The 25,324-nt window shown below is 31.9% G+C and carries 22 protein-coding genes and 1 pseudogene; 1 reads left to right on the top strand and 22 read right to left on the bottom strand.

Annotated elements, in window-relative coordinates; translation table 11 throughout:
* Window positions 1-20: 20 nt before the first annotated feature.
* The 18 genes from JOD14_RS06135 to JOD14_RS06055 all read right to left on the bottom strand — a co-directional run bounded on the left by JOD14_RS06135 (window position 21) and on the right by JOD14_RS06055 (window position 20,266).
* On the bottom strand, window positions 21-1,166 hold the full coding sequence (locus JOD14_RS06135) for a glycosyltransferase (protein WP_204653962.1): 1,146 nt from the start codon (window positions 1,164-1,166) through the stop codon (window positions 21-23).
* A gap of 11 nt (window positions 1,167-1,177) precedes the next feature.
* Window positions 1,178-1,909: a WecB/TagA/CpsF family glycosyltransferase gene (locus JOD14_RS06130; RefSeq protein WP_204653961.1), complete on the bottom strand. Its 732-nt coding sequence runs from the start codon at window positions 1,907-1,909 to the stop codon at window positions 1,178-1,180.
* A 137-nt stretch (window positions 1,910-2,046) separates the two neighbouring features.
* Window positions 2,047-2,652 (bottom strand): sugar transferase, encoded by a 606-nt coding sequence (locus tag JOD14_RS06125; protein WP_204653960.1) that lies wholly within the window; start codon window positions 2,650-2,652, stop codon window positions 2,047-2,049.
* Window positions 2,653-2,681: 29 nt separating this feature from the next.
* Window positions 2,682-3,713, bottom strand: coding sequence for an LCP family glycopolymer transferase (locus JOD14_RS06120; protein ID WP_204653959.1), 1,032 nt, complete (start codon window positions 3,711-3,713; stop codon window positions 2,682-2,684).
* 660 nt (window positions 3,714-4,373) lie between these two features.
* A complete protein-coding gene (locus JOD14_RS06115; RefSeq protein WP_204653958.1) occupies window positions 4,374-5,462 on the bottom strand; it encodes a sulfotransferase domain-containing protein in 1,089 nt (362 codons plus the stop codon).
* 260 nt (window positions 5,463-5,722) lie between these two features.
* Window positions 5,723-6,886: a glycosyltransferase gene (locus JOD14_RS13520; RefSeq protein WP_204653957.1), complete on the bottom strand. Its 1,164-nt coding sequence runs from the start codon at window positions 6,884-6,886 to the stop codon at window positions 5,723-5,725.
* 13 nt (window positions 6,887-6,899) lie between these two features.
* The gene (locus JOD14_RS06105) at window positions 6,900-8,411 is read right to left on the bottom strand and encodes a polysaccharide biosynthesis protein (RefSeq protein ID WP_204653956.1); all 1,512 of its coding nucleotides are present in this window, start codon (window positions 8,409-8,411) and stop codon (window positions 6,900-6,902) included.
* A 39-nt stretch (window positions 8,412-8,450) separates the two neighbouring features.
* Window positions 8,451-9,941 carry an O-antigen polysaccharide polymerase Wzy gene (gene wzy / locus JOD14_RS06100; RefSeq protein WP_204653955.1) on the bottom strand — a complete coding sequence of 497 codons (1,491 nt, stop codon included), beginning with the start codon at window positions 9,939-9,941 and terminating at the stop codon, window positions 8,451-8,453.
* 111 nt (window positions 9,942-10,052) lie between these two features.
* Window positions 10,053-10,856 carry a glycosyltransferase family 2 protein gene (locus JOD14_RS06095; RefSeq protein WP_204653954.1) on the bottom strand — a complete coding sequence of 268 codons (804 nt, stop codon included), beginning with the start codon at window positions 10,854-10,856 and terminating at the stop codon, window positions 10,053-10,055.
* A 132-nt stretch (window positions 10,857-10,988) separates the two neighbouring features.
* Window positions 10,989-11,120 carry a hypothetical protein gene (locus tag JOD14_RS13375; RefSeq protein ID WP_275581282.1) on the bottom strand — a complete coding sequence of 44 codons (132 nt, stop codon included), beginning with the start codon at window positions 11,118-11,120 and terminating at the stop codon, window positions 10,989-10,991.
* A 454-nt stretch (window positions 11,121-11,574) separates the two neighbouring features.
* Window positions 11,575-12,699, bottom strand: coding sequence for an IS4 family transposase (locus JOD14_RS06090; RefSeq protein WP_204653953.1), 1,125 nt, complete (start codon window positions 12,697-12,699; stop codon window positions 11,575-11,577).
* Window positions 12,700-13,026: 327 nt separating this feature from the next.
* Window positions 13,027-14,166: a glycosyltransferase family 4 protein gene (locus JOD14_RS06085; RefSeq protein WP_204653952.1), complete on the bottom strand. Its 1,140-nt coding sequence runs from the start codon at window positions 14,164-14,166 to the stop codon at window positions 13,027-13,029.
* A gap of 24 nt (window positions 14,167-14,190) precedes the next feature.
* A complete protein-coding gene (locus JOD14_RS06080; protein WP_204653951.1) occupies window positions 14,191-15,024 on the bottom strand; it encodes an NAD-dependent epimerase/dehydratase family protein in 834 nt (277 codons plus the stop codon).
* Window positions 15,021-15,638, bottom strand: coding sequence for a sugar transferase (locus JOD14_RS06075; protein WP_338031671.1), 618 nt, complete (start codon window positions 15,636-15,638; stop codon window positions 15,021-15,023). Before JOD14_RS06075 ends, JOD14_RS06080 begins: the two co-directional genes overlap by 4 nt.
* A gap of 155 nt (window positions 15,639-15,793) precedes the next feature.
* Window positions 15,794-17,605, bottom strand: coding sequence for a polysaccharide biosynthesis protein (locus JOD14_RS06070; protein ID WP_204653949.1), 1,812 nt, complete (start codon window positions 17,603-17,605; stop codon window positions 15,794-15,796).
* 168 nt (window positions 17,606-17,773) lie between these two features.
* Window positions 17,774-18,706, bottom strand: coding sequence for an LCP family glycopolymer transferase (locus tag JOD14_RS06065; protein WP_204653948.1), 933 nt, complete (start codon window positions 18,704-18,706; stop codon window positions 17,774-17,776).
* Window positions 18,707-18,909: 203 nt separating this feature from the next.
* Window positions 18,910-19,773, bottom strand: a complete 864-nt coding sequence (locus JOD14_RS06060; protein ID WP_204653947.1) for a glycoside hydrolase family 25 protein — start codon at window positions 19,771-19,773, stop codon at window positions 18,910-18,912.
* Window positions 19,774-19,789: 16 nt separating this feature from the next.
* Window positions 19,790-20,266 carry a sigma-70 family RNA polymerase sigma factor gene (locus JOD14_RS06055; RefSeq protein WP_204653946.1) on the bottom strand — a complete coding sequence of 159 codons (477 nt, stop codon included), beginning with the start codon at window positions 20,264-20,266 and terminating at the stop codon, window positions 19,790-19,792.
* A gap of 409 nt (window positions 20,267-20,675) precedes the next feature.
* On the opposite strand from JOD14_RS06055, the pseudogene JOD14_RS13515 reads away from it, so the two are divergent.
* Window positions 20,676-20,920, top strand: a pseudogene (locus tag JOD14_RS13515) (ATP-binding protein); the annotation flags it as partial.
* Between the two features lie 180 nt (window positions 20,921-21,100).
* On the opposite strand, the gene JOD14_RS06045 reads toward JOD14_RS13515, so the two are convergent.
* The 4 genes from JOD14_RS06045 to sufB form a co-directional block, all read right to left on the bottom strand.
* The gene (locus JOD14_RS06045) at window positions 21,101-21,373 is read right to left on the bottom strand and encodes a hypothetical protein (protein WP_204653945.1); all 273 of its coding nucleotides are present in this window, start codon (window positions 21,371-21,373) and stop codon (window positions 21,101-21,103) included.
* Window positions 21,374-21,529: 156 nt separating this feature from the next.
* Complete coding sequence (locus JOD14_RS06040; RefSeq protein WP_204653944.1) at window positions 21,530-21,859, bottom strand: type II toxin-antitoxin system Phd/YefM family antitoxin; 330 nt, start codon at window positions 21,857-21,859, stop codon at window positions 21,530-21,532.
* Between the two features lie 511 nt (window positions 21,860-22,370).
* Entirely contained in the window at window positions 22,371-23,564 is a 1,194-nt protein-coding gene (locus tag JOD14_RS06035) for an ATP-binding protein (RefSeq protein ID WP_204653943.1), read from the bottom strand.
* Window positions 23,565-23,919: 355 nt separating this feature from the next.
* Entirely contained in the window at window positions 23,920-25,314 is a 1,395-nt protein-coding gene (gene sufB / locus JOD14_RS06030; protein ID WP_204653942.1) for a Fe-S cluster assembly protein SufB, read from the bottom strand.
* Window positions 25,315-25,324 lie beyond the last annotated feature (10 nt).

Below are 25,324 nucleotides of genomic sequence, written 5' to 3'. Positions count from 1 at the left end.
CCTCCACTTTATTGAATTTTTTATTTTTTTATACTGGCCAGTAACGCTAACCACTCAAAAAACACCTGATCCATGGTATACTTTTGAGCAATATTTTTAGAATATTTACCAAACTGTTCTCTGAGTGCTTCGTCTTTAATTAAAGCCAAGGTTTTTTGAACAAATTCCGATTGGTTGTCGTTTTCAATTAAAAAACCATTTTGATAATTAGCAATAATAGCTCTTGGTCCGACCGGCACGTCATAAGCAATTAGTGGTAAGCCTGCATCCATCGCTTCGACTAAAACAATGCCAAAGCCTTCTGATTCTGAAGTCATCGCATAAATCGACGCTTCGAGCATTTTTTGACGTATTGTTTGATTATCAAGAAAACCTAAGAATGATACATGCTCAGTTAATTCCAATTGTGCCACCTGTTCTTGTAACGTGGGTAATAAGGACCCTTCTCCAATGATTTGTAATTGCCACTCAGGTGCATGAGTATGGATGCCTTTAAACGCATTTAATAAACGAGTATACCCTTTTTCGGGATGTAGCCGTCCCACCGATAAGATTACTTTTTCCCTTTTAAGTTGAATTGGATTTTCTAAAGGTGTAATGGCATTGGCAATGGCGACATATCTTGCTTGGTTTTTTCGGTTTTGAGTCCACTGTTCCGCTTTATCTCTTAACTCTTCTGTTAAAAAAACAACTGCATCAATGTGCCGATACCTCTTCATTAGGGATTTAGTAACCGCATCATTTTTTTCAATATTATGGTGAATATGTCCAATTTTTACGACATCTTTATGACCAAATAACGACAACAAAATCGTGTCTTCATTTCTAGATGATAGAATCGTTCCGTCTTTAATTTGTCGAAAGGCTTTAATCAATACTAGTTTTTTCGTAATTAACACACGGGTAGCATATAGGCCTTCTTTGACAATTTGCCAAATGTTTTTTTGTTCTAAAGCTGTTTTCAAAGACTCACGATTAGGTTTTAAACGTGTCAAATAATCAATTTTCACACGCTTATCTAGTGGATAAACCGGTTCACCTAAATAATAAGTACACAAAATGGTAACATCAAAGCCTCTTTCGACAAATGCATTGGCTAATTGAACAATAACAAATTCTGTCCCTCCGTGCATTAGATGCAAACTCGTTAAATAAATTTTTGGCATAACATCCTCCATTAACGATCTTTCTTTGATTGAATTCGCGTTTTCACTAAAACTCCAACAAAGCGCAAATTATTATCAGCAAAACGTTTTAAACGCCAAGGCTCTTTGGTAATGCGATACAACCACTCTAAGCGGAATTTGATAAAAAATTGAGGAGCTCTTTTCTTTGTTCCACTTAAAACGTCAAATGTACCGCCAACGCCAATAAAGACTCCTTTTTTGGCATGTGGATAGATTTTATGAATTAATTTTTCTTGTCGTGGCACACCAAGTGCAACTAGGCATAAATCAGGTTGTTTTTTTAAAATCTCAGCAGTCACTGCTGCTTCATCAAAAGAATAACCATCATGAAACCCAACTAACTCAATGCCGCTATATTGTTCCTCTATACGTTGTACTAACTTTTCCATCACGTCAGATGCTGCACCTAACAAATAAAGTTTCCCTTTTTTTTGATGTAGGGCGTCAAGTAAATTAGTCGTTAAGTCAATTCCTGTAATGCGATTAGGAATGGGAATTCCTAAAAATCTCGCCCCTTGAACAATCGCAATACCATCAGCCACGATGCTACTTTCTGGTGAATTTAAGATTTCAGTAATTTCTTGTTCAGATAAGCTTTTAATAAAAATTTCTGGATTAGCTGTAATCACAAACATTTTCTTCTGGGCAGCAATATTCTCTCTGCACAACTTATAAAAGTCTTCGCCTTTCATATTTATAAGGTTAGAGAATATTTTATTCATTGATTGTCTCCTACTTTCATTCTAAGTAATAATATAAAACTCGCGAAGAAGTCTACGCGAGTTTTATATTATAAATTATTTCAGCATAGTTTTTTCTTTTTTTAGATTAATTTTTCATTTAAAATATTTTATTCTTACTATTCTTCAAAAAAATCATCTTGTTTTCCTTCAACAACGGCGTCTTTATTAAACAGAGATGTCGCCGTTAATAATAAACATTTGAAGTCCATCCAAAACCCAATTTTTTCAACGTATTCACCATCTAGCCTAGCCTTCTCTTTCGTTTTAACTTGGTCTCGTCCGTTAATTTGAGCCCATCCAGTTAACCCTACTGGCACCTCATTTGCATGGTAGCGATCTCTTTCTTCAATTAACGATATTTCTTGACAGACAACGGGTCTTGGCCCAACAAAACTCATTTCACCTTTTAAAATATTTACTAACTGAGGGAGCTCGTCTAAACTAGATTTCCGCAAATATTTCCCAGTACGTGTAATGCATTCTTCTGGATTCTCAAGTAAAAAAGTAGGCACTTCACTTGGTGTCTCTAATTTCATTGTACGAAATTTTAAAATGTAAAATACTTTACGATGTTGACCAAAGCGCTTTTGACGAAAAATTACTGGGCCTTGGGAATCTAACTTAATTAGTATTGTAATTAGTAATAGTAGTGGCGATAAAAAAATCAATCCGAGCAATGCAAATATTACGTCCAAAATTCGTTTTATTTTCAAATAATTCATATTTTCACCTTCTAATCATAGAACTACCGTCATTGTTGCTCGAAAGAAAAAGAGTTTTCGTTCAAAGAATCAATGCCGTTGTCTATCTCATCTGAGTTTCCTTTTCTTTCAAAAGGAATTTCCAATTGTTCTTTAATTGATTCCTGAACACGAAGTAATTCTTGTTCAGGAATAATTTGATAAGATATATCGTTAATCATGTCATCTATGCCTTGCAATTGCTGCATCTTGATATTTTTAAAAGCATCTTGATATTTTAATGCAATAAGTTCAATTTCATCAAAGCATAAGTCAGTTAACAAATTATCAGAAACAGCTTTTAAGACCTTTGAGTATTGCGTTACACTTTCTAAGCGTAGTCCTTTTTTTGCAATTGCTTCCACAATATTTCTTTGTCTTTTTTGGCGTCCGTAATCTCCTTCAGGATCTTGGTCACGCATACGCGCATAAGTTAATGCACCGTGCCCATCAAACTTAACTAATCCTTGTTTAAACTCGATGTCTTTTTCAACAAAAGAAAAGTCATTATAAGCTTCAACTCCACCTAGTGCATCAATTAAGTCTTCCATTCCTTTAAAGTCGATTGCGACATAGTAGTCAATTGGAACATCTAAAAGTTTTTCAACCGTATCCATAGCCATTGCTACACTACCATATGCATACGCATGATTGATTTTATCGTAAAAGTGATCATAATCATTTTCATAGTAACCAACAATTTCAGTGTAGCTATCCCGGGGAATACTTGTTAATACCGTTTGTTCTGTATTCGGATTGATTGTAGCTAGCATTAGTGTGTCCGAACGTCCTTGTTCTGTTCTACCCTCGCCACCAGTATCAATTCCTAGTAATAATACCGAAAACGGTGTACGGTCAACAAAATCAATTTCAGAAACACGAGAAACCCCTGTCTCTTTTCTTTCCTCTACCACACTTTTATGCGTTTCATTTGTATAATTACGAATGTCCAGATAAAACCGTGCTACGCCAATACTAATTACGGTTACAAGGATTACTAAAAAAGAAAGAGCATATATATAGAATTTTTGTTTTCTTGTCATTGGCTTCCCCCACACGCAAACGATTTTTAATTCCTTTGCTATCAAAAATACATACAGATTTAGTATACTGATTGTTTGAAACAAAAGGAAGCTTTTCTTCTATAAATTTACTTGAAATTAAAAAAAAAATTAAAAAGCATCGAAAAGTAGATGCTTTTTAACCGAAATGTAACTTGTTTGTTATGGACTTAGGTAAGATGAGTAAAATTATTTATTTTCATTAATATAGCTTTCCTATAACTTTTTATTATCTTTTTAACAAGGACAAGTTATTATTGGTCTATTTACAACGGCTAAATCCATTTTTGAAAAGTAATTAACTTTAGTCACCCCTAGGAATATTCCTTCCATCAAATTATGAAAAAATTTAATCATATTACTCACTATCTAGAAGAGGATAACCCCTTGTTGGATGAGATAGACTAATTCATAATTGCGTCCACTCAGGCCCCCTAAATACATTAAGTTGAAGACGGCTTTTGTTATAATTATCATCTCTGTATAGTTTTTTATTATAGCTTATTTTCCTATATTCCATCTATCCTAGCATAGGGGACGTTTAAAAAACTAACTAATCAAACGAAATTGGTCTAACCACTAATTCGCAAATTCAAACTTTATATAATATCTACTGAGTAATTGCCAAAGATTCAGCGAGTATTATATAACATCAAACATTTCTTTTTTTGAAGTGTCATTTCTATAAGGAAAATTATATGTATATTCTGGTATACTTGATAAAATTAGTTCAGATTCTCTATACCATTTTGAATCTATATAATAAGTTTGAGTGTTCTTTTCAGATTTTTCCGGTTTAAAATAGTATCTCTTATTGACATGATTGTTTGAATTAATCTCTAAAAATCCCATAATAGTATCAACAGTGGAATCATAGTTATAAACTAAATCTTCAAAATTCACATATAAAATGTTTTCATTTTCTATTTTTTTGCTTAAATTTCTTTTCCAGTAATCTATAAAATCTTGAACATCTGTAGGGAATAAAGGACTTCCATTTGATATTGGCGGTGCGTACCAATAGTTTTTATTTAAATTAAATAAATCTCTAGCATCTCTTGTAACTATGATCACTTTGAAATTTTTATCAAAATAATCATTAATCAATTCAGCTTGTTGGGGCCAAATTAAATGATCATAAACCATAATTTCTTTTTCTTCATCAGAACACATTTTAAAATAATTATTTGTATATTGTTTTGCTGCTGCTAAAAATTCTTTTTGATTGGGCATGGAGAAATACATTTTTTTCTTGTCGTATACATATTCCCTTCCCCACTTATAGATGGGTCTTTTATAAAAAAATTTTGCTCCGGCTTGTAAAAATAATTTTAATACAGAAAATCTAACATTCTTATAATGACTATATGTTGTTCCGGTAATTTCAGTACTTATAGACTCTATAAATTTCATGGTGTTATTCATAAATGAATCACCGTATTTCTTTTTATAAGACCCAAACCACCCAAAGTCATTATTATTTAACCACTCCATACTTTCTACAAATGAGGAAATAGCTGTGTCGGAGCGTAACGGATGATTATTATTCATCAATATATTACCTAGATCAAACAACCCATTGTCTACATAAAATGGAACATGTTCATAGGGGCCCTCACTGCTAGTAGCTATTCCAATATTATCAAACTCTTTCAATAAATCAATTACTGCTGAAGATCCTGTTCCCACATATCCCGTAACAGCTACATTCAATTGTTTTTTTTTGCTCATAGTTTCACCTTATATATTATACTTAAGGTTTTAATCTCCCGATTTGTAAAGGATAACCTCATAAACCTTCTATTTATTATCTAGTATTTACTCAATTATTTTGGTAGAACAAATTATTTTCCACTCTAATTTAATGCTCACAACCCATAGTATATATCATTTTTTTAGTAATACTAAAGTAAGATTTTTATACGATATCTATTTCCACATAGGGGGGAATTGCTAAATTCTTCTAACTTACCGCATATTTTTCAATGAAATCATAACGAACTATTCTTTATTATATATAGCAATTCTTTAGTTATTTTTATTTCCGAAAAATCATCTGCCCTATCTTTGGATAATGATTTATACTTATTATATATTTTTTCATCTGACAATAAAGAAGAAATCTCTCTTGCCATTGCTTTAGAGTCCCCCACTGGGCAGATTCGACCATATTCATTATTTCCTAAAATTTCTCTAACACCAGGTTTACTATCGGTTGCAACTATAGGAACTTCAAAATATAGTGATTCCAATAAAACTGTAGGTAATCCTTCTAGAGGACTAGAATGAATAAATAATTGAGCGCTAGAATAATAGTTCTCTACATCGGATACATTTCCTAAAAAATTAATTAAATGTGAAATAGACGTCTTTCTTGCGTATTCTTTAACTTTGCTCATTTCGGGACCATTACCTAAAAATAATACATTGTTATTAATGTCGTATTTTTTTGATAAAATTTCCATTGAATCTATAATCGTATACGGATCTTTTTGAGGTGACATTCTACTTACAACTAGAAAAAAAGAACCATATTTTTCTTTTAAGTACTTAATTTTTTCTATATCAACTTTTTTTTCAGTAAAGCTAATTGGATTGTATAATTTATAGATATCCAGATTCAGCCATTTATTATAGATTAGCACTTCTTCTTGTCCATCCGTTGAAAGAACTACTATTTTTTTGATTTTATTGTATAAAATTCCATAAGCTTTAGATATTAACATGTAGCTACTTAAGCTACCATGTAACCAAGACAACTTAGTTTTTGCGTTAATAAGTTCAGCGACAAATGTTAAATCATTTATATGACCAGAAAAAGCAATTGCTAAATCATATCTTGTTTTTTTTATTTTAGTGATTTTATAGATTTTATTAAAAAGAAACAAAAGTAATGATAATGCAGGTAATAAATATAGGCCATATTTATTTCTTTCTATGAGAGGCCAATAAAAATACTTACTGTAATATTTTGAATAGTTTATGTAATAAATATTACATTTATCAGGTATATCTTCAACAATACTTTCTACATTAGAATCGAGTATAAAAATGTCTATCTCGTATCCCAAATCAACTAGGATTTTTAGATAATTAATGGCTACTCTTTCAATACCACCATACTTCATCTGATCTATTACAAATGCTATTTTCACACAATGCCTCCTTTTAACCTATTTTTTTAATTAATAAAAATACTTTTTGAAATAATAATAACAACTCTTCTTTATAAAAAAAATAATTAAGTAATAAGAAAATTAAACTAACCACACAAAAATAAATAATCCCATTATAGAAAAAAGTCGAATAATTTAAAATTTTGGGCATTTCAAATAATTTACAAACACAATATGAAAGAAGTGATGAACAAAAATTTATCACTATTAATTTTAATGTAGGGACACAGCTTTTATATATATATTCTATTGATATCTGTTTTATTAATTTTATAAGTCTATACAAATGAGCAATTAACCACCCCAATAATACCCCTTCTATTTGAAATCTATTAATTAAAAGTAATGATATTAATAGACTGAGTATTGCTTCTAAAATAGCAGAATTTTTAGTTTCTTTAAATAATCCCGCTGAATTTAATATAGACATATATGGTACTCTCAAATTATGTAGCACTCCAATAAATATGAATAATATTGCTATCGTTGGACGAATATAGTTCTCATCGCTAATCCCACTAGTATAAATTGTTATAAATGGAATATACAGCAATGTCGTACATACGTATATTATACTTGTCAATGAGTAAAACAACCATTCAAATAAATGAAAGTTTTTTTTCAAAGTGTCTACATTATTTTCTGCAATAATATCTCCAAAAATTGATTGAAAACCAGTCATAAAAACAGATAAAACCATAACTATCATGTTATGAACTAATAAATAAATAGTAAATACACTGACTTCTTTTAACCCTAAAAATATAGTTATGAAGATTATTGGCAGATTTACTAAAATTAAATTCACTACTTGATGTATTAGTACTTCTTTCTTATCTTTAATTAATATTTCGTTTGAACTAGTAGTATAATCAACCCATTTATAATTTTTCTGAATATATACTTTTAGAAATACAAATCTTAAAGAATATATACTTGTTGCAATTAGCTGAACTAAAATAAGATTGATATTTAAATTAACTAAAGTTATTGTTACAAGAATATTAATTATAACACCAATTGTTTGAACTAAATATATGATATATCCCTTTTGAATCGCCGTTAAAAATACTCTATATTTTCCAATAACAAAAAATTCTACTACACTTCCTAAGCCTAACACTAATACCATAAAAAAACCTGTTATCCAACTAATTTGATTTAAAACAATTAAAGGATAAATAATAGACAATGATATTATTAGTAGGAAGAATAATTTTCCAGAATCACTATAGTGTTTTTTTGCAGTTGATAAAATACTATTTATTTTATTTTTATCATCTAGCCTTACAGGAGAATATAGCATTGCAATAGATGCATATCCTATCCCTGCTTCCACTAATGATAAATATACAATAAATTGTTTAACCGATGAAATTAAGCCATTTATTGTAGATCCGTAGCTAACTATAAACAATTTAGGTAAAATTAAGCCTGATATTGCAGTGATTAAACTTAATAACAATGATGTTCCTAAATTATATGCAGCATTCTTCGTTCTCATAAAAACCAACTTTCTATTTACGTTAAATAACCTAGAATTTTATTTTTTGTTAGTAATATTTTTGTTTACAAAATACTTTTTTACGATAACCACTATAATTACCAGAAGATATACATATACTATGGTATACGCTATTTGGTTAATCATATATCCAAAATGTCTTCTGGGTAATGTAAATAATGTAAAACTACCTACTAATTTTACATATAGTGAAAATTTATTATTAAATATATTATAACATTGTTTATATCCAAGTAATTTTCCAATAAAATACCCAATAACTATCATGAAACAAACACCTAAAACACCAAAATTAAAATAACTTTCAGCAATCAGTGTTGTATCCAAGCCGAATTCAGCCTGGTAATAATTTGTAAGTAGGTTAGATGGATAATATGATATTTCATGAAGTCTTGCAATTATTCCTGATGGGTCAATACTTGTTGGTATAAATCGACTTAACGAAGCTAAATAACTACTTCCCCATCCAAAATTAATTTGTTTAGGAACAACATATATCGTCATAAATACAGTTCCCATTGACCATCCTAATTCACCTACTAGCTTAAACAACACGTTATTTTCAATAGTATTATAAATTAAGACATCTAAAAACTTAATTATTGATTTATCCGCAATTAATCTAAACTCTGAAAAACTAGAAATTAATATCATGAAAATAATTGATAATAGTACTAATTTAAATATCAATCTAATTGATATCTCAACTTTTTTTGCGTAGTTATATATAATTAACATACTAAATATGCCTATTGCTTCGGTTCTTCCACCACCTACAAGACCCAATAATCCAACTATTACTAGTAATAATTGGATATATTTTGATGTTTTATTGTTACAAACTATCATTAATAGAATACAGCTAGGAATAAATAAAATTGTCAATTGCTTTAGCATTGGAGTAAAGTCAAAATTATTATTATACAAACCCTGATAACCATATTTTATAGATACGAATACTTCCCCTATTTTATTATAAAAAAAAGGAATTATTGAGACAATGAAAAGAAATATACCAACAATTTTCATTTCAGATACTTTTTTATTTGGAATAAAATTAATATTTCTTATACTTTTTTTATGGAAAGACAAGATACTACCTAAATTAAAAAAAGCTAATGATAAAACAATTATCTTTGCACCTTGTATCACTATATTTATATCATTTTCCCAATAGGTGCTATAAAACCCCGTAAATACATAGTCATAATTAATTCTAAACGAAAATAATAGTAGTTGTCCAAATTGAAATAAATAAAAGGATACATAAAAGAATATGTATGGGGAAATAAAAGTTTTAGTAAGCTTATAATAGAGACACAACGAAATTCCAAAAGTTATGTTACCTAACCAGGAAATAAGTAATAAAGTTGACTCTGAATTGAAAAAGTATATCGGTGTAATCAATGAAAATATTAAAATTATTATATAAGCAATTTGCATCTTTATAATTCTTAAAGTAGGTTTTTCATACAATTGTTGTATCCTTTGCTTAACGTTATTAATCATTATTTTCTCCTATAAAATTTTCAAGTGAAAGTTATTTATCTACAAAGTTCAATTATTTTGTTTTAAATTAACACGGAGTTATTTTTAGTTTTAGTTTTATAGATAAATAGACTAATTTTTCTTGATAAGTTTTATTTTTTTAAATTGATAAATGAAAAAGTTTGGGATCATAAGCTTTATAATATTATTAAATATATGCTTATATCCAATTATTCCTATTCTCATTTTTTTCTTTTGAACTAAACTAGCATTTATAAAAATAATTCTATTTTTATTTGTTCTTTTTAAATAATCATTTTTACTTTCGTGGTAATTAATTAATGATTCTTGTAAATTATATCCTATATATCCATGACTATAAATTCTACACCATAACTCATAGTCTTCACATCTTTCGTATTTAGGAGATTCATCATATCCTCCTAGTTTCTTTATAATATCTGTTCTCATAATTACACTCGGGTGGATAAAACTTCTACCTGAATAAATGTCTAACTTTGTTGGTTTCTCATTTTTTTTTATTTCTCCCCAAACTACTCCATTCTCAATTAAATTAGCATTAGATCCACAAATTACATAATCTGGATTCTCGTTCATAAATTTTAATTGCTTCTCTAATCTATTTGGTAGACATAAATCATCATCATCTATTCTAACTAAGTAAGGTGATGATGATTGACTAATTGCTTTATTTAAAGTTTTTTGCAACTTTAAATTTTTCTCATTTCGGTAAACTTTTATTCGGTTATCAATATTAGCATAATTTTTTAATATTTCGTAAGTGCCATCTATTGATCCATCATCAAATACAATTAACTCCCATTCTTTCTCAGTTTGAGCTATAATTGAATCAATTGTCTTACTGATTCGAGAACTGGAATTCATCGTCCCCATAATAAAGCTTGCTTTAACCATTTTTTTCTCCTGTTTATTAATTTTACTAATTAATTCGATAAAATTATTATTATTTTTCACATTTTTTTGCTAGTATTCCATTAAAAGATTCGCTTAATCCTTAATAAATCTTTGTATTGGCACTTGGATAAATTATCCAAGACCAGCCAAAAGACCAAAATATGGATAAGTGTAAAAAAATTCATTATTTAATAAATATTTTTTTACCAGTGGTTTAGAATTTTTTCTGTTCATTCCAACCATCTCACGGTCAACAACTCGCATCAAAAAAACTCTTTTAAATTAGTTCCCAAGCTCTTTCTTTGCAGTATCAATAAGAAAGCTTAAGTGGTTTTTAGGCATCGATTTAATCATCGAATTACTTCAAGTAGAAATAGATAGGACACCCATCAGGCATGCCCTATTTCCCCTATTTTTTTATATACTTGAAGCAAGGGTAATAGAAGATATTTTCAACCTTTTTACCCTTCTTACCGAATTAGAGATGAACAAAAAATAATATATTTTTCAAATCAAACTATTCTCTCGATATTTACTGTTTTCTCTGTTTGAATTCACTAGTGGTGCACAGAAAATATTTTATAATTAACAGAATTATCTGAAAATGATAAATCCTAATTTTTTAAAAAAAACAAGTGCTGGCGCAGAGGATGACCTTTTTCCAGAAATTTTTATCCATTATTCAACTAAAACAGAAGTGACAACGACATCTAACTGATCAACTACTCGAACAAAATTGATCGAGCCACTGATTCACAGACTCAAACTTTAGATAGTGAAAGGCTCTTTTTAATTGAAAGAGGGTGGCAGTCGTGTTTAATTCAATCTTGACTAAATACGTAAGCAACGTCGCGATCAAAGTCAGAATCACTTGATTCATCGCGCCTTGTTCACTTTGCGAATAAAGTCGTTTAATAGTCAGATTTTGTTTTAAATGCTTAAAAAACAACTCAATTTGCCATCTTGCTTGATACATATCGGCGACTTCGCTGGCTGAAGCATCAAAGCGATTGGTCACGATTCGAAGGATTTTTTTTCCTTTTGTCAAAAGAGTGACGAGTCGAAAGCGCTCTGTCACATAGCCCACACCACCACCGAGAGTAACTTGCTGGTCACTGATGATTTGCCCATCAACGGTTTCTGGTTGTTCGACGCTTAATTGGTCTAAAACAGTGATTCGAGTGTTGGACTTTGTTCTTGTGACAAAGAAATAACCATCATGATGTAAGCGATCGAGTAACTTGTAGTCAAAGTAACCACGATCAACGACATACGTTGCCTCCGCTTTATTCACGAAATATTCAAGCTGCGTTCGGTCCTGCTCTTTCGCATTTGTTATCGTAAAACTTTCGGGATATTGGTTGTCTTTATCCAAGTAACAGAGGTTTAAATGCAACTTAATTCCTGCTTTTGTTTGACGAAATTTTGCCCAAGGAAACCATGTTTTGTTTAAGGGAATGGTCGTTGAATCAATCAATTGAAGGCTAGAGGTTTTTGAACTTGGACGTTGTTGTGAAATCTTTTGTACGAGTACGCCAAAGATTTCCATCAAGACTTCGGTTTGAATTTTAGCTCCCCTACGAGACAAAGAGCTATGAGAAAGGGATTCGATGCCCATTTCTTGGCACAATCGTTTGTCCATGAACGCACGTCCAATTTCACGATAACTCGGTAATTCTTCGTAAACTGCATGCAAGAGAATCTTGAGCGTTGTTTCAAAATTGAGTTTCTTGTGATAATAATCAAAATTTTTAATGGTTATTTGGGCTTCTTTTGATAATTCGTTAAAATTTATCGCAGAAACCCATTTCTTAAAGGCTGTTTTTTTGTTATACTTATCCATACGTGGGTCCTTTTTATTGGTCTTGGATAAGTCATCCTTGATTCAGTATAAAGGACTTTTTTTGGTTTAGATAGTGATAGATGAGGTTTTTAGTGCGAAATAATCTTTGCACCACTAGTGGTTTGAATTCTGGTTAAAAAAGTTGATTCCCATATAAAAAATAGAAAATACAGTATTACTTTTAGGTTTCAGTTTAGTGTCAATCTTTCTTGTAAATAGCCCCTCTGTATCAGTATTGCTTCTTTTGTTCTGTCTCCAAAAAAATAACTTTAATAACATTCTAAAATAATTTATACAAAACTAGTGGCTATTTGTACAGTAATAATCTTAGTAAGTATATATTTTTCTCATCTTATCATCCACAATTTTTTTATCAAATTCTCTAATTTTATTCTTGTTATAGTCCCCCATTCTGTTTCTCAATTGCTTATTTTTTAGTAGCTTATTTAAATTTTTTGTGATTTCTAATATATCTGAAGGGGGTTGTAAATAACCGCCTTTTCCTTCATCGATTAAATCAATGTTTCCTCTAATATTTGAACAAATAACAGGTAATCCGAAAGACATAGCTTCCATCAATGCTACAGAAAGTCCCTCTCTGTATGATGGGAAAATGAACAAATCAGAAACCATACAAATTTCATCAATATCATTTCTAAAACCTAAAAATTTTACTTTGCCTGATACATTTAAGTCAGCAACTAATTTATTTAGTTTTTCATCTAATTCTCCTTTTCCACAAACTATATATTGAATATTGTTGATTTGTAATTCACTAATCGCTTTAATTACAATCTCATGATTTTTATTCTTATTGAGTTCTCCTACAGATAAAAGAACTATATCTTGAGTCGATATTTTTAATTCCTTTAATTTTTTTTCTTTATCAAACACTATATTTTTTTTTGTTTCAATACCTATTCCAGGGATATATTCTAGGTTTTTAGAACTTAACTTCTCTTTTGCTATTTTTTTATCTTCTTTATTAATCGTAATTAACGTATCTGTATATTTTGAATACCATTTTTCAATAGGGTAATAAATCAGCCAATTTTTCAAGGGTGCACCTTTGAAAAAATGAAAACCATGAGCTGTATAAATTACTCTCGTTCCTTTTTTTCTAAAATCCTTAAAAATTTGTCTTGCAATAACTCCGCCAATTGGAGAATGACAATGAACAATATCATATTTTTTAGTTTTAGAAACTTTTTTTGTTTCTTTAAATGATTTAATTAAATCGTTTAAAGTTGTTAATTTTCTTGGTATAGGAATGTGATACATGCCTATATTTTTTTCTTTAAGTTCTTCTATTAGTCTTTTCACTTGTTTTTCTGATGTCGAGCTCCCTGTTTCAAAATTGCAAGCCACATCAACTTCATAACCTAATTCTTGTAAAATAGAAATATTTCTCATATTAAATTGATCAATCATAGATGCAACAGAAGCAAATATTAATGCCCTTTTCATATATTTCACCTCACACTATTAAATTTAATCTTCCTTTACATCATAGACTAAATTTCCAAAAGCTTTATTCACCAATTTCCCAAATTTCCCAGGTATATATCCCATCAAGTAAACCGCCCAATTCAAGGAGGAAAATAGATGAATTTTTTTCCCATTATCTTCTGCAATTTTTTTCACCATTCGGCTCGTTCTAACATATTCAGGATCTTGCGGGAAATAAATTCCACCATCTTGCAAATCAATTAGTTCTTTAATAAACTGACTTAATCGATTTATATGTAACATTGATCGTTCATTTTTAATGTCAGGAAAGACTGGTAGTTTCTTTGCTAGTTTAACTAATTGTTGATAATTCCCTTTACTACCTTCTCCATAAATCATTGGTGGTCGAATAATTGCAATTTTAAATGCTTCTGACTCCAACGGTAACAGGCCTTTTTCTGCTTGAAGTTTACTATCTCCATAAAAATTTGATGGAGATGGTAATGTTGCTGGAGTGATGATTCTTTTTTTATGAATATTGGTTTCTTCTCCATAAATAATGATCGAGCTCATATAAATAAATTGACTTTTTTTATCAGCACGAGATTCTTTGTATTTATTTGCTGTTTCAATCGCTAAATCACGATTTACTTGGTAATAAAGTTTTTTTGTGTCTTCCGATACTTTAGAGACATCCGCATGAGCAATACCTGCTACATGAAAAACCATATCATATTCTGAAAAATCATATTCAATCCATGAGGGCTCCCTCATATTCAACGTATCAATTTGATACTCACTACCAAATTGTTTCATGTATGATTCAAACGAAGTTCCTATAAAACTATTTGCACCAGTAATTAAAATTTTCTTCACTTACTCATCTCCTCATCACTAGAGATTGTCCCGGTACCACCTTCAACCACACCATCACTTTTAAAAACTGAAACGATTGTACCAACAAAACATTTGATATCCATTCCCAAAGACATCTTTTCAGTATAGTCACCATCTAATTTTGCTTTAATTGGAATTTCCAATTCATCGCGTCCATTAATTTGTGCCCACCCTGTTAAACCAGGCCGAATATCATTCGCGTTATATTTATCTCTTTTTTCAATCAAATCATATTGATTCCAAAGTGCTGGTCGTGGGCCAATAATACTCATTTCACCTTTTAATATATTAACGATTTGAGGCAACTCATCTAAGGATGTTTTCCGCAAGAATTTTCCAACTTTTGTAATCCATTGGTCTGGATTTTCTAACAAATGAGTCGGTGTATCTTTAGGGGTATCAATTCGCATTGTCCGAAACTTTAAGATATTAAAATAACTTTTATGAATTCCAACTCTTTTTTGTTTAAACAATATTGGTCCTGGCGAATCAATTTTTATAGCTAAAATTAAAATTAAAAAAATTGGGGATAAGATAACTAGCCCTACAAAAGATAATATAATATCCAAAAACCGCTTTATTTTTAAATACACCATAGTTATTCCTCTCATACTAAAATCATACATAAAAAATCAAACCAGACTTGTTAAAACTTATTTTAATGGTATTCCCTAATTGTATTATCCATAATAAGATTAGACAATAAGATTAGACACAATCAAATAAACTTCATATTTTTCAATTAATTCTATTGATTTGATTTATTTGCATACCCAACAACTTGCTTTGCTAATTCTTTATTATCCAGCGATAATTTTTTCACAAAATCCATGACCTCTTGTGTCGAAAAACCTTTTATATTACCAACAAAGATTTTTTCAAAAATTTGCTCATCGTTGCGTTCTTTATCAAGTAATAATTCTTCATATAGTTTTTCTCCCGGACGAATGCCAGATTCTATAATTTCGATTTCATCTTCTTTGTAACCACTTAAACGAATCATATTCTTGGCAAGATCCACAATTCTTACAGGTTCGCCCATATCAAGCACAAAGATTTCACCACCTTTGGCAAGTGCACCCGATTGAATTACCAATCGGCTAGCTTCTGGAATCGTCATAAAATATCGAGTCATTCGAAAATCAGTAACTGTGATAGGCCCACCTTTCTCAATTTGGTCTTTAAAGACTGGGATAACACTCCCTCTTGAACCTAAGACATTTCCAAATCGTACCGCTGAAAATTTGGTTTGACCAGATTCATTTAAACCAGTAACAATCATCTCCGCCATCCGTTTAGTTGCCCCCATCACATTTGGTGGGTTATTAGCTTTATCAGTTGAAACCATAACAAAATTTTTCACACAATTATCTCTGGCAGCGATTGCTACATTGTAGGTTCCAAACACATTATTTTTAACCGATTCACGAGGATTTGCCTCCATCAACGGCACGTGTTTATGCGCAGCTGCATGGTAAACAATATCTGGTTTAAATTCCGCCATAACTTCTTGTATCTTGTGCGCGTCTTGTACATCAGCAATTACAGGCACAATTTCAGTTATTTTCTTTTTATATGTATTACGTAGCTCGCGTTCAATTAAATAGATGGAATTTTCGCCATGACCTAGTAGAATTATTTTTTTAGGTGTAAACTTCATGACCTGACGACAAATTTCTGAACCAATTGAACCACCTGCTCCAGTTACTAAAATTATTTTCCCGGTAAGTTGATCCCTAATACTTTCCATATCCAATTGAACTTCTTCTCTTCCTAGTAAATCAACAACATCAATTGTTTTTAAACGAGAAGCACTAATTTTACCAGATGCTAGCTCTTCAATTGAAGGAATCATGTTAATTTGAACGTTTAATGGTTCTATTATTTGATAAATTTGACGAATTTTACTTTTGGGTAGCGAAGGGATTGCTAATGTCAGCATTTCAATCTGAAATTTTTTTATAATTTCTGGTAAGTCTTCCAAATTTCCTAGTATTTTTTTTCCTGACAGATATGTTCCTAATTTATTTGGATCATCATCTATAAACCCAATAATTTCAATCTCACCTGCTGTTTTAGAACCAATTAAACTATTATATAAAATACGACCACCTTCGCCAGCTCCTATCACCAATGTTTTTTTCGGTTTTTGACTTTTTGTTAAATGGTGGTTTTTTTGTTCGATGTAGAGCCGCCAAAATAAGCGACTTGCAATGATTAGCAACGTCGACAATATATAAGAAAATAGTACAAAGCGCCTACTATAATTTCCTTTAGGTAGCATTATTAAAAATAAAGTTGCAAAAAATGCACTTGTGTTCGCTGAAAATATTGCAATAATTTCCTTTAAATTTGTATAGCGATTAATTCTCGTAAATACCCGGAAAACACCTCCAAATATTAAATAACTCCCTATTGATACTAAGACCGCATAGATAATAAATTCTTTAGGCAAAGTTAAAAAAGGCTTCATAAAGTAATACGAAGCGAGTACAGAGAATCCCGTTAGTAGTGTATCAACTAATATTATAGTAGTTATTTTTTGTTTTCTAGTCCACATTTCTTTCCCCTTTAAAATAATTATTCCTCTTTTATAAAGTTTCTTGCATAATGTTATAAAAAATTGTTATTCAAACATATGATTACCACCATACAAAATAATTGCTCCTTACTAATGTTTTGTTAGAAACAGTAAAGAAGCAATTTATTTGTATAACTAAAAGATATGTTATTCCAACCCCAACTGTCTCCGTAACTCCCCTTGTACTCTTACTAACTCTTCATCTGATACAATCTGATAAGAGATTCCATTAATCAAATCACCATCGCCTTTTAATTGATCATTTGAGATATTCCCAAATGCATCACGATAATTTAAGGCGATTTTTTGCATCGCACCAAAGTCTAAATCGGTTGACATATTTGCTGAAACGGCATCTAAAACAGCTTGGTATTGCGTTACTCCATCTAGAGAAAGTGCTTTTTTCGCAACAGCAGCTACAACATCACGTTGACGTTTTTGACGTCCGTAATCCCCACGTGGGTCTTCATAGCGCATTCTTGAAAAGGCTAATGCTTCTTCACCATTTAAGTGAATGGGTCCTAAGGGAAAATGATGTCCTTCTATATCAAACTCCAAATCATTATTGACGTCTACACCACCGACAGCATCAACTAAATCTTTTACACCTTGCATATTAATGGAAACATAGTGATCAATTGGGACATTTAAAAATTTCTCTAAACTATCCATTGACATTGCTGGTCCACCAAAAGCATGCGCGTGGTTGATTTTATCAATTGTGCCATATCCAACAATTTCCATATACGTATCACGAGGAATACTTGTAATAACAGTTTCTTTATTTTGGGGATTTACTGTCGCAAGCATCATTGTGTCTGAACGCCCTTGTTCTGTACGCCCCAAATCACCTGTATCAACTCCTAATAGTAAAACTGAAAAAGGTTGTTGTTCGCTTAAGTTTAGTTTTTCTTGACGTTTTACCCCAGTATCAACCCTTTTATTTTCTACTTGTTCAAATGTTTCGTTCATGCTACCTTTCACATCTAGATAGACTTTGGCCACAACGACTGTTACAGCGGTTACTAATACTAATAAAATTCCTAAGAACCAGATAAAAAATTTTTGAATTCCTGACATTTTCTTTCCTCCATTTTCCATTACGACTGGATTTGTTTTGTTACATAATAATTTCATATTATTTTCATAAAAACTTAAATGTAGATTAACGCACAAAGATAGTATACTTTTACTCATTCAAAAAAGGAAGCTTTTTAAGAAGTTTCCTTTCTTCTTTTAACTGAAAAATAAGAAAAAACGCCCAAAATGAGCGTTCGTAAAAATTATTTAACTCGTTTGACATAACTCTGTAACATTCCTAACGCTAGATAAGCAACACTACCATCTGCTCTTGGTTGTCGTCCCCAGAGGTATTTTTCTGAAAAAAGAAGGCGATCAATCACTACTTGACTATCTTTTGGCAATAAAGCTAGGCTAGGACTATTTAAATTGGGTTCTTTTCTTAGATAAACCGCGGTTTGTAATTGATAGACTTGTTGGTCTTGTATTTGGTTTTGATTTGGTTGTGGCGGGGTTTTTTGACCAAAATAAGTAGTTAGATTCCCTTGTACAATTCGGTTTAAGTCTAAGTAACCAGAATAGCCGCTTAATCGCCCTTTATCGGTATATTGATGCAAGTGATAATTCGTTGTCGCAGTTGGATTGCTTCCATTGTATACACCAGAATTGGTTCCATAAGTTGGTAACCAGATGGCCTCGAAAGTTTCGGTAGCTAATTGAAATTGTTGATAAAGATGATTCGCAATGTACGCGCCGACTTTTTTCGCGCCCATTTTTTTTAGTTCTTGTCGGTAAGCTTCAACGCCATTTCGCATATCTGTCATCGATTGCTCCTCTACGTCTAACCACCAAAACACTGGCGAAAACCGACTGGCTCTTTGATAAAAATCACGGGCTTCTTGCTGCATGTCTGCAAGAGATGTACCACGCACCCAAGCATAGACCGCGACTGGGATTTGGCGTTTTTGGAATTCAGTGATATGGGTTTGGTAATGTTTATCTTCATGTAAAGAACCGTACTGTACTCGAACAATGACTCCTGCAATTTGTTTTGCGAGCACATCATAATTGATTTTGCTAGGGACTTGCCATTCACTAATATCGATAATTACTGGATTGGGTAACATAAAAGCTCCTCCTTTGTTATGAAAAGAAATTTTGAAATTGCTTTTTAAAATATGCTCGATAGCGACTTCTTTGTTGCCTCGAAATTGTTTCATCTTCAAGTAAAGCTTGGCACTTCTGGCGATCTTTTATTGTTAGCCGTTCATAAAAGGCTGTAAAGGTCGTCGCTGTTTCAACCGCTTCGAATTTCGGTTCAATTTGAATTTGTAAATTGACCAAAATTTCTTCTTCCACTTCTTTAATTTGAATCATTTTTTTCCTTTTTTGATCTACAATCCGCCATAGCAAGAATTTAAATAAATACGTGACTTCATTGTCCATCTCAAAAAGGCCACGGCTTGCATACTCCTTAGCTCTTAAATAAAACAGTACACGGAGTTCTTGTAAATAATCTTCAAAGTCAGCTTGACCTGGAAACAGACCACACCTTTGCAAAACCTTTCGAAACAATCCTTCATAATCTTGAATCAATTCATCCAACTCTTCATTTGTCATTTGCTTTGTCCTTCATTTGTATTCCTCGAGGTGCTTTGAGCATACTAAATCCTTAAATTATTGTCAGATTCCAAATTGACATGAGAGGGGTCGTTTTGACATTTCTTTGCGCACTAACTACTTAAAAACCTTGTATTCATCACGTTTCAAAATATTTAACTTCACAAAGAAAGACAATTTTAACCATTTTTTACTGTTTTTGGTCATTTTGAATTTTGCTTTTTTATTGTAAGTGTGATATGTTTAAAGATAAAAAAACCCCGGCAAACTCTTTTTTTAAGAAGAATTAGCCGGGTTTTTTAGTTCGTTGTTGTTGATAAGGTGGTTTTTGTAATTTGGTTTAGATTGGAGAGTCGCTTGAAGGTAGTATGAGAAGGTTCTGTCTGAATTCAGTTGAATTGGAAAGGTAAAGCTGATTATCCTAGATGAGATGGGCTATGTCCCTTTTTCAAAAGATGGCGCCGAACTCCTCTTTCAATTGATTAGTGATTGGTAAGCGTAATCCTCACTAGCAATTTAGAGTTTAGCCAGTGGAATAAGGTGTTTTCGGACCCTCGACTAACCGCTGCATTGGTAGACCGTTTAATCCATCATGTGCATATTCTTAGCTTCACTGGCGAGAGATATCGATTGAAAAATTCATTATCAAAATCAAAAGAATTAAAGGCAAATTTCAGGTTACAAAGTTGTGTATTTATTAGTGCATTATTGTGTAAAAAAATCTTGCAAAATACAGATCTAAAAGAACACATAAAAAATTGCCCTCTGTTTTTCCATAGAGGGCAATTAAAGATGTCAGTTTATTTGATTTGACTAGTTAAAACGATGTTACTATCATTCTTTTTTTCTTTTTGATTCAATAGTTCCTTTTTTTAAAGCTAATTTTAATTTTTCTCTATCTTTTCGGACTTGTACGGCTCTTCTATTTGCCTCATCATATATTTTATCACGATAACCGCCAGCAAAGATATTTAAAATCTCACTAGCTCCGTCATCTTCAAGATCACGTTCAAATAAAAAAATGTTTATATCTTCGTCTGTCTCTAATATTTCAAAGATAATGCGAACTTTTAAAGAACTATTCTTTGCCTTGTAATACTCTTTCAAATCGCATTGAGTTGATTCGAACTTTTCTTTTATTTCCTCAATCGTATTACTTTCATCCTTAAGATAGTCAATAATCGCTTTTTGCCATCCAAGCGTATTTCCATCAAACTTCTTAAACTGCTTTACTATTTTTTATCAATATTAACTTTTCTCATACTACTGGTTTAATAACTCATCAATTGACATTTTGCTATACTCACCCGAGTCAACGTCTTTAAATGCTTCTTCTGTTGATATAAACTCAATGTTTTCTTTATTGGATTGATACTCCATGATGGCAATTTTGTCTTGATAATCTTCTAATAATTCCAGGATTCCCATAAACATTTCAGGATTCATAACAACTATATCTGCTTTACCGTTTTTAGTAATCTCTAATGGCTTAACAGCATTTTTCACAATTTTTGAAACCTTGCTGTATTGTCTACTAATATCTGTTGAAGTTATTTTGTCTAACCCCATTGCTCTTTCAATAATCACAGCCATAATATTCGCCACCTTTCATAAATATGGTACCATGAATAATAGCTTTCATTAAAATATAGCGTAAAAACAACGTAAAACAATACGCTATGTTTCTTGTTTTTTATTACGAATATCTTAAAGAGAATAAATTAAAGTGCGGTGTTTGTCAATATAGTTGTCGTATCTTTCTTTTAAAGGATTAAAAGCCACCGATTGATGACCGATGACCGTTTGCTGAATCAATTGTTTGGCATACCGCGCTTCTTCTGTTTCCCAAATTTCACAACTACCATTTTCCGGCTAAATAAATCGATGATTAAATACAATCGTAAAACAGTCCTTTTACCGGCCCTTTTAACCAAGTGATATCCCAGGTCCAAACTTCATTCGGGCGATTCGCTATAATATTTATTCAGTAGAAAAAACTAATATACAAGAAATACGTTCTCGTGCATAACAACCTTCAAATGTTAGATTTTCAATCTATATTTGAAGATTACTATGACAACGAACGTCTTCTTTGATTACAACTCTACTTTTCTAATAACCAATCAGCGATGTAAACAATCGGTATACCATCAATTTGTTCAATATCATGATATTTTCCAGTGACAACTATTTTTTTATAGTTATCTTTTATGTGCAATAGGTTATCTGTTTCATGAGAATTATTTGGTAGCTCATATGTTACTTGAACATATAGCGTTTCATCTAGTCTTCTTGCAACAAAGTCAATTTCTTTAGTATCAAGTTTCCCGACATCAACAGTATAACCTCTTCTAAGTAATTCTATATAAACTATATTTTCTAAACGGTTGCTGTAATTACCATCTTTTCTGCCGACTGCATTCCGTCGCAGCCCTGTATCTACAATAAAGTATTTTCCATTTGTTCTTAAATATTCCCGTCCACGTATATCATACTGCCTTGTTCGATAAAACAAGTAGCCACTTTCAAGTAAATCTAAATAACGATTAACTGTATGATTAGTGGTTTCAATTCCGTCACTTTTTAATGTATTCACAATTCTTGATGTATTGACTAATTGACCAACATTATCTGCTAGAAAGCTAACAATTGTTTTTAAAACTGCCGGATCTTTAATGCCAGATCTTAATGCAACATCATTTAAAACAATTGTATCAAAAATACCTGAAAGTATTGTGTCTTTAATTGATTCTTCCGCAATCGTGACACTTGGGAAGCCTCCATACTTTTCATATTCATTATAAGCTATATCTACTTTTCGTGAACTTGGTTCGATTCCTTTCACACTTAAAAATTCTTTAAATGAGAACGGGTAGATTGGAATTTCTATGTAGCGTCCGCTTAATAGAGTGGCTAGTTCTCCTGAAAGCATGTTCGCATTAGAACCTGTAATAACAATATCACTATCAAAACTAACTCTAAGTCCATTGATAACACGTTGCCAACCTTCAACTACTTGGATTTCATCAAATAACAAATAGACTTTTTTTCTATCCTTAGGTAATAAATCATTTAATTTTTCGCGAAACTTTTCCTCTGTTGTAATCGTCTGATATTCAAAACTTTCAAAGTTCATGTAAATAATATGATCGTCTGGCACACCTTCTTGCATTAAATGTTCTTGAAAGAGCATTAGAAGAACTGACTTACCTGAACGCCGAACGCCTGTAATAACTTTAATAAAATCAGTATCTTTAAATTTTATTAATTGATTGAGATATTCTGGTCTTTCAAACATACTATTCCTCCTGTTATTAAACTTCAATTCAAATCATATTTTACCAAAATTTGAAGTTATCTTCAAATAAATCGACATTCACAATGAATATGAAGTTAAATAAAAAACATTGATCAGAATATCTTCTAATTATGGCCTGGATCAATGGCAACATTTGAGACAGTTTTTACGAGAGATTTGTCGAATAATTTCATTCATGGAATTTCTCATTGTTTAATTCAAGTGTCAGGCCCAGACCGATTGACACTCGAATCAAAGAATGAGATGGGGAGGTTCCTTTTTTGTGTCTTTTTGAAGGTAAACAAAAAAAGCTAGAAACATTGAATTAACAGTGTTTCTAGCCCATATATCAGTGTTAACCAACACTGCCTTCCATCTCATACTGGATGAGTCGGTTTAATTCTACCGCATATTCCATCGGTAATTCTTTCGTAAATGGCTCGACAAAGCCCATAACAATCATTTCAGTTGCTTCGACTTCTGATAGGCCGCGGCTCATCAAGTAGTACAGTTGTTCTTCTGAAATTTTGGATACTTTGGCTTCGTGCTCTAAGGCTACTTGGCTATTGTGGATCTCATTAAATGGAATGGTATCTGATTTTGATAGGTCGTCCATAATGATGGTGTCACATTCAATATGTGAGATGGATCCTTGACTCTTTTTGCCGAAAGTTACTTGGCCGCGATAGTTTACTTCACCGCCACTTTTAGCGATTGATTTTGAGACGATGGAGCTAGATGTGTTTGGTGCATTGTGAATCATCTTCGCGCCGGTATCTTGGATTTGGTTGGCGTTAGCAAAAGCGATCGACAACATTGTGCCTCGTGCGCCTTCTCCATCTAGGTAAACGCTTGGGTATTTCATGGTTGTTTTAGCACCTAGGTTGCCATCGATCCATTCAACGGTTGCGCCGGCTTCGGCTTTGGCACGTTTGGTTACTAGGTTGTACACGTTATCCGACCAGTTTTGGATGGTTGTATAACGGCAGTACGCGTCTTTTAAGGTAAAGATTTCAACGATGGCTGCATGCAAGCTGTTACTTGAATAAGTTGGTGCGGTACAGCCTTCTACGTAATGGACGCTTGCTCCTTCGTCCACAATAATTAAGGTCCGTTCAAATTGACCGGTGCCTTCATTATTGATACGGAAGTACGTTTGCAGTGGGACATCGACGCGAACGCCTTTTGGTACATAAATAAAGGTACCACCTGACCAAACAGCTGAGTTTAAAGCAGCGAGTTTGTTGTCGGTTGGAGGAACTAATTTTGAAAAGTATTGTTTGAATAATTCTGGGTATTCTCTTAAAGCCGAATCGGTGTCGGTAAAGATGATTCCTAATTTCTGGAATTCTTCTTTCATGTTATGGTAGACCACTTCTGATTCGTATTGGGCAGAAGCACCAGCTAAGTAAGCACGTTCAGCTTCTGGGATTCCAATTCGTTCAAAGGTTTCTTTGATTTTGTCTGGTACATCTTCCCAAGAACGCGCGGGTTTATCACTTGGTCTTTGGTAATATTTGATGCTATCAAAATCAAGGTCTGACAAATCTGGTCCCCAGTTTTGCATCGGCATTTTGTGATAAGCTTCGAGTGATTTCAAACGAAAATCAAGCATCCACTCTGGTTCATTTTTTACTCGTGAGATTTCACGAACGACTTCTTCGGTTAGGCCGACTCCTGTACTAAAAATTGGCTCAACATCATCATGGAAGCCATATTGGTATTCTTCTAACTCTGGTACTCCACTCATGTTTTCTCAC

The sequence above is a fragment of the Enterococcus lemanii genome, from assembly GCF_016909125.1.
In the GTDB taxonomy this organism is placed as follows: domain Bacteria; phylum Bacillota; class Bacilli; order Lactobacillales; family Enterococcaceae; genus Enterococcus_I; species Enterococcus_I lemanii.
Note: the sequence above shows the minus strand (reverse complement) of the source record. Positions and strands in the feature narration are given on the sequence as shown.

Bases quoted from the DNA above. Each gene is read 5' to 3' on its own strand.
- JOD14_RS06135 (WP_204653962.1), bottom strand. From the start codon at position 1,166: ATGCCAAAAATTTATTTAACGAGTTTGCATCTAATGCACGGAGGGACA.
- JOD14_RS06130 (WP_204653961.1), bottom strand. From the start codon at position 1,909: ATGAATAAAATATTCTCTAACCTTATAAATATGAAAGGCGAAGACTTT.
- JOD14_RS06125 (WP_204653960.1), bottom strand. From the start codon at position 2,652: ATGAATTATTTGAAAATAAAACGAATTTTGGACGTAATATTTGCATTG.
- JOD14_RS06120 (WP_204653959.1), bottom strand. From the start codon at position 3,713: ATGACAAGAAAACAAAAATTCTATATATATGCTCTTTCTTTTTTAGTA.
- JOD14_RS06115 (WP_204653958.1), bottom strand. From the start codon at position 5,462: ATGAGCAAAAAAAAACAATTGAATGTAGCTGTTACGGGATATGTGGGA.
- JOD14_RS06105 (WP_204653956.1), bottom strand. From the start codon at position 8,411: ATGAGAACGAAGAATGCTGCATATAATTTAGGAACATCATTGTTATTA.
- wzy (WP_204653955.1), bottom strand. From the start codon at position 9,941: ATGATTAATAACGTTAAGCAAAGGATACAACAATTGTATGAAAAACCT.
- JOD14_RS06095 (WP_204653954.1), bottom strand. From the start codon at position 10,856: ATGGTTAAAGCAAGCTTTATTATGGGGACGATGAATTCCAGTTCTCGA.
- JOD14_RS13375 (WP_275581282.1), bottom strand. From the start codon at position 11,120: ATGCGAGTTGTTGACCGTGAGATGGTTGGAATGAACAGAAAAAATTCT.
- JOD14_RS06090 (WP_204653953.1), bottom strand. From the start codon at position 12,699: ATGGATAAGTATAACAAAAAAACAGCCTTTAAGAAATGGGTTTCTGCG.
- JOD14_RS06085 (WP_204653952.1), bottom strand. From the start codon at position 14,166: ATGAAAAGGGCATTAATATTTGCTTCTGTTGCATCTATGATTGATCAA.
- JOD14_RS06070 (WP_204653949.1), bottom strand. From the start codon at position 17,605: ATGTGGACTAGAAAACAAAAAATAACTACTATAATATTAGTTGATACA.
- JOD14_RS06065 (WP_204653948.1), bottom strand. From the start codon at position 18,706: ATGTCAGGAATTCAAAAATTTTTTATCTGGTTCTTAGGAATTTTATTA.
- JOD14_RS06060 (WP_204653947.1), bottom strand. From the start codon at position 19,773: ATGTTACCCAATCCAGTAATTATCGATATTAGTGAATGGCAAGTCCCT.
- JOD14_RS06055 (WP_204653946.1), bottom strand. From the start codon at position 20,266: ATGACAAATGAAGAGTTGGATGAATTGATTCAAGATTATGAAGGATTG.
- JOD14_RS06040 (WP_204653944.1), bottom strand. From the start codon at position 21,859: ATGGCTGTGATTATTGAAAGAGCAATGGGGTTAGACAAAATAACTTCA.
- JOD14_RS06035 (WP_204653943.1), bottom strand. From the start codon at position 23,564: ATGTTTGAAAGACCAGAATATCTCAATCAATTAATAAAATTTAAAGAT.
- sufB (WP_204653942.1), bottom strand. From the start codon at position 25,314: ATGAGTGGAGTACCAGAGTTAGAAGAATACCAATATGGCTTCCATGAT.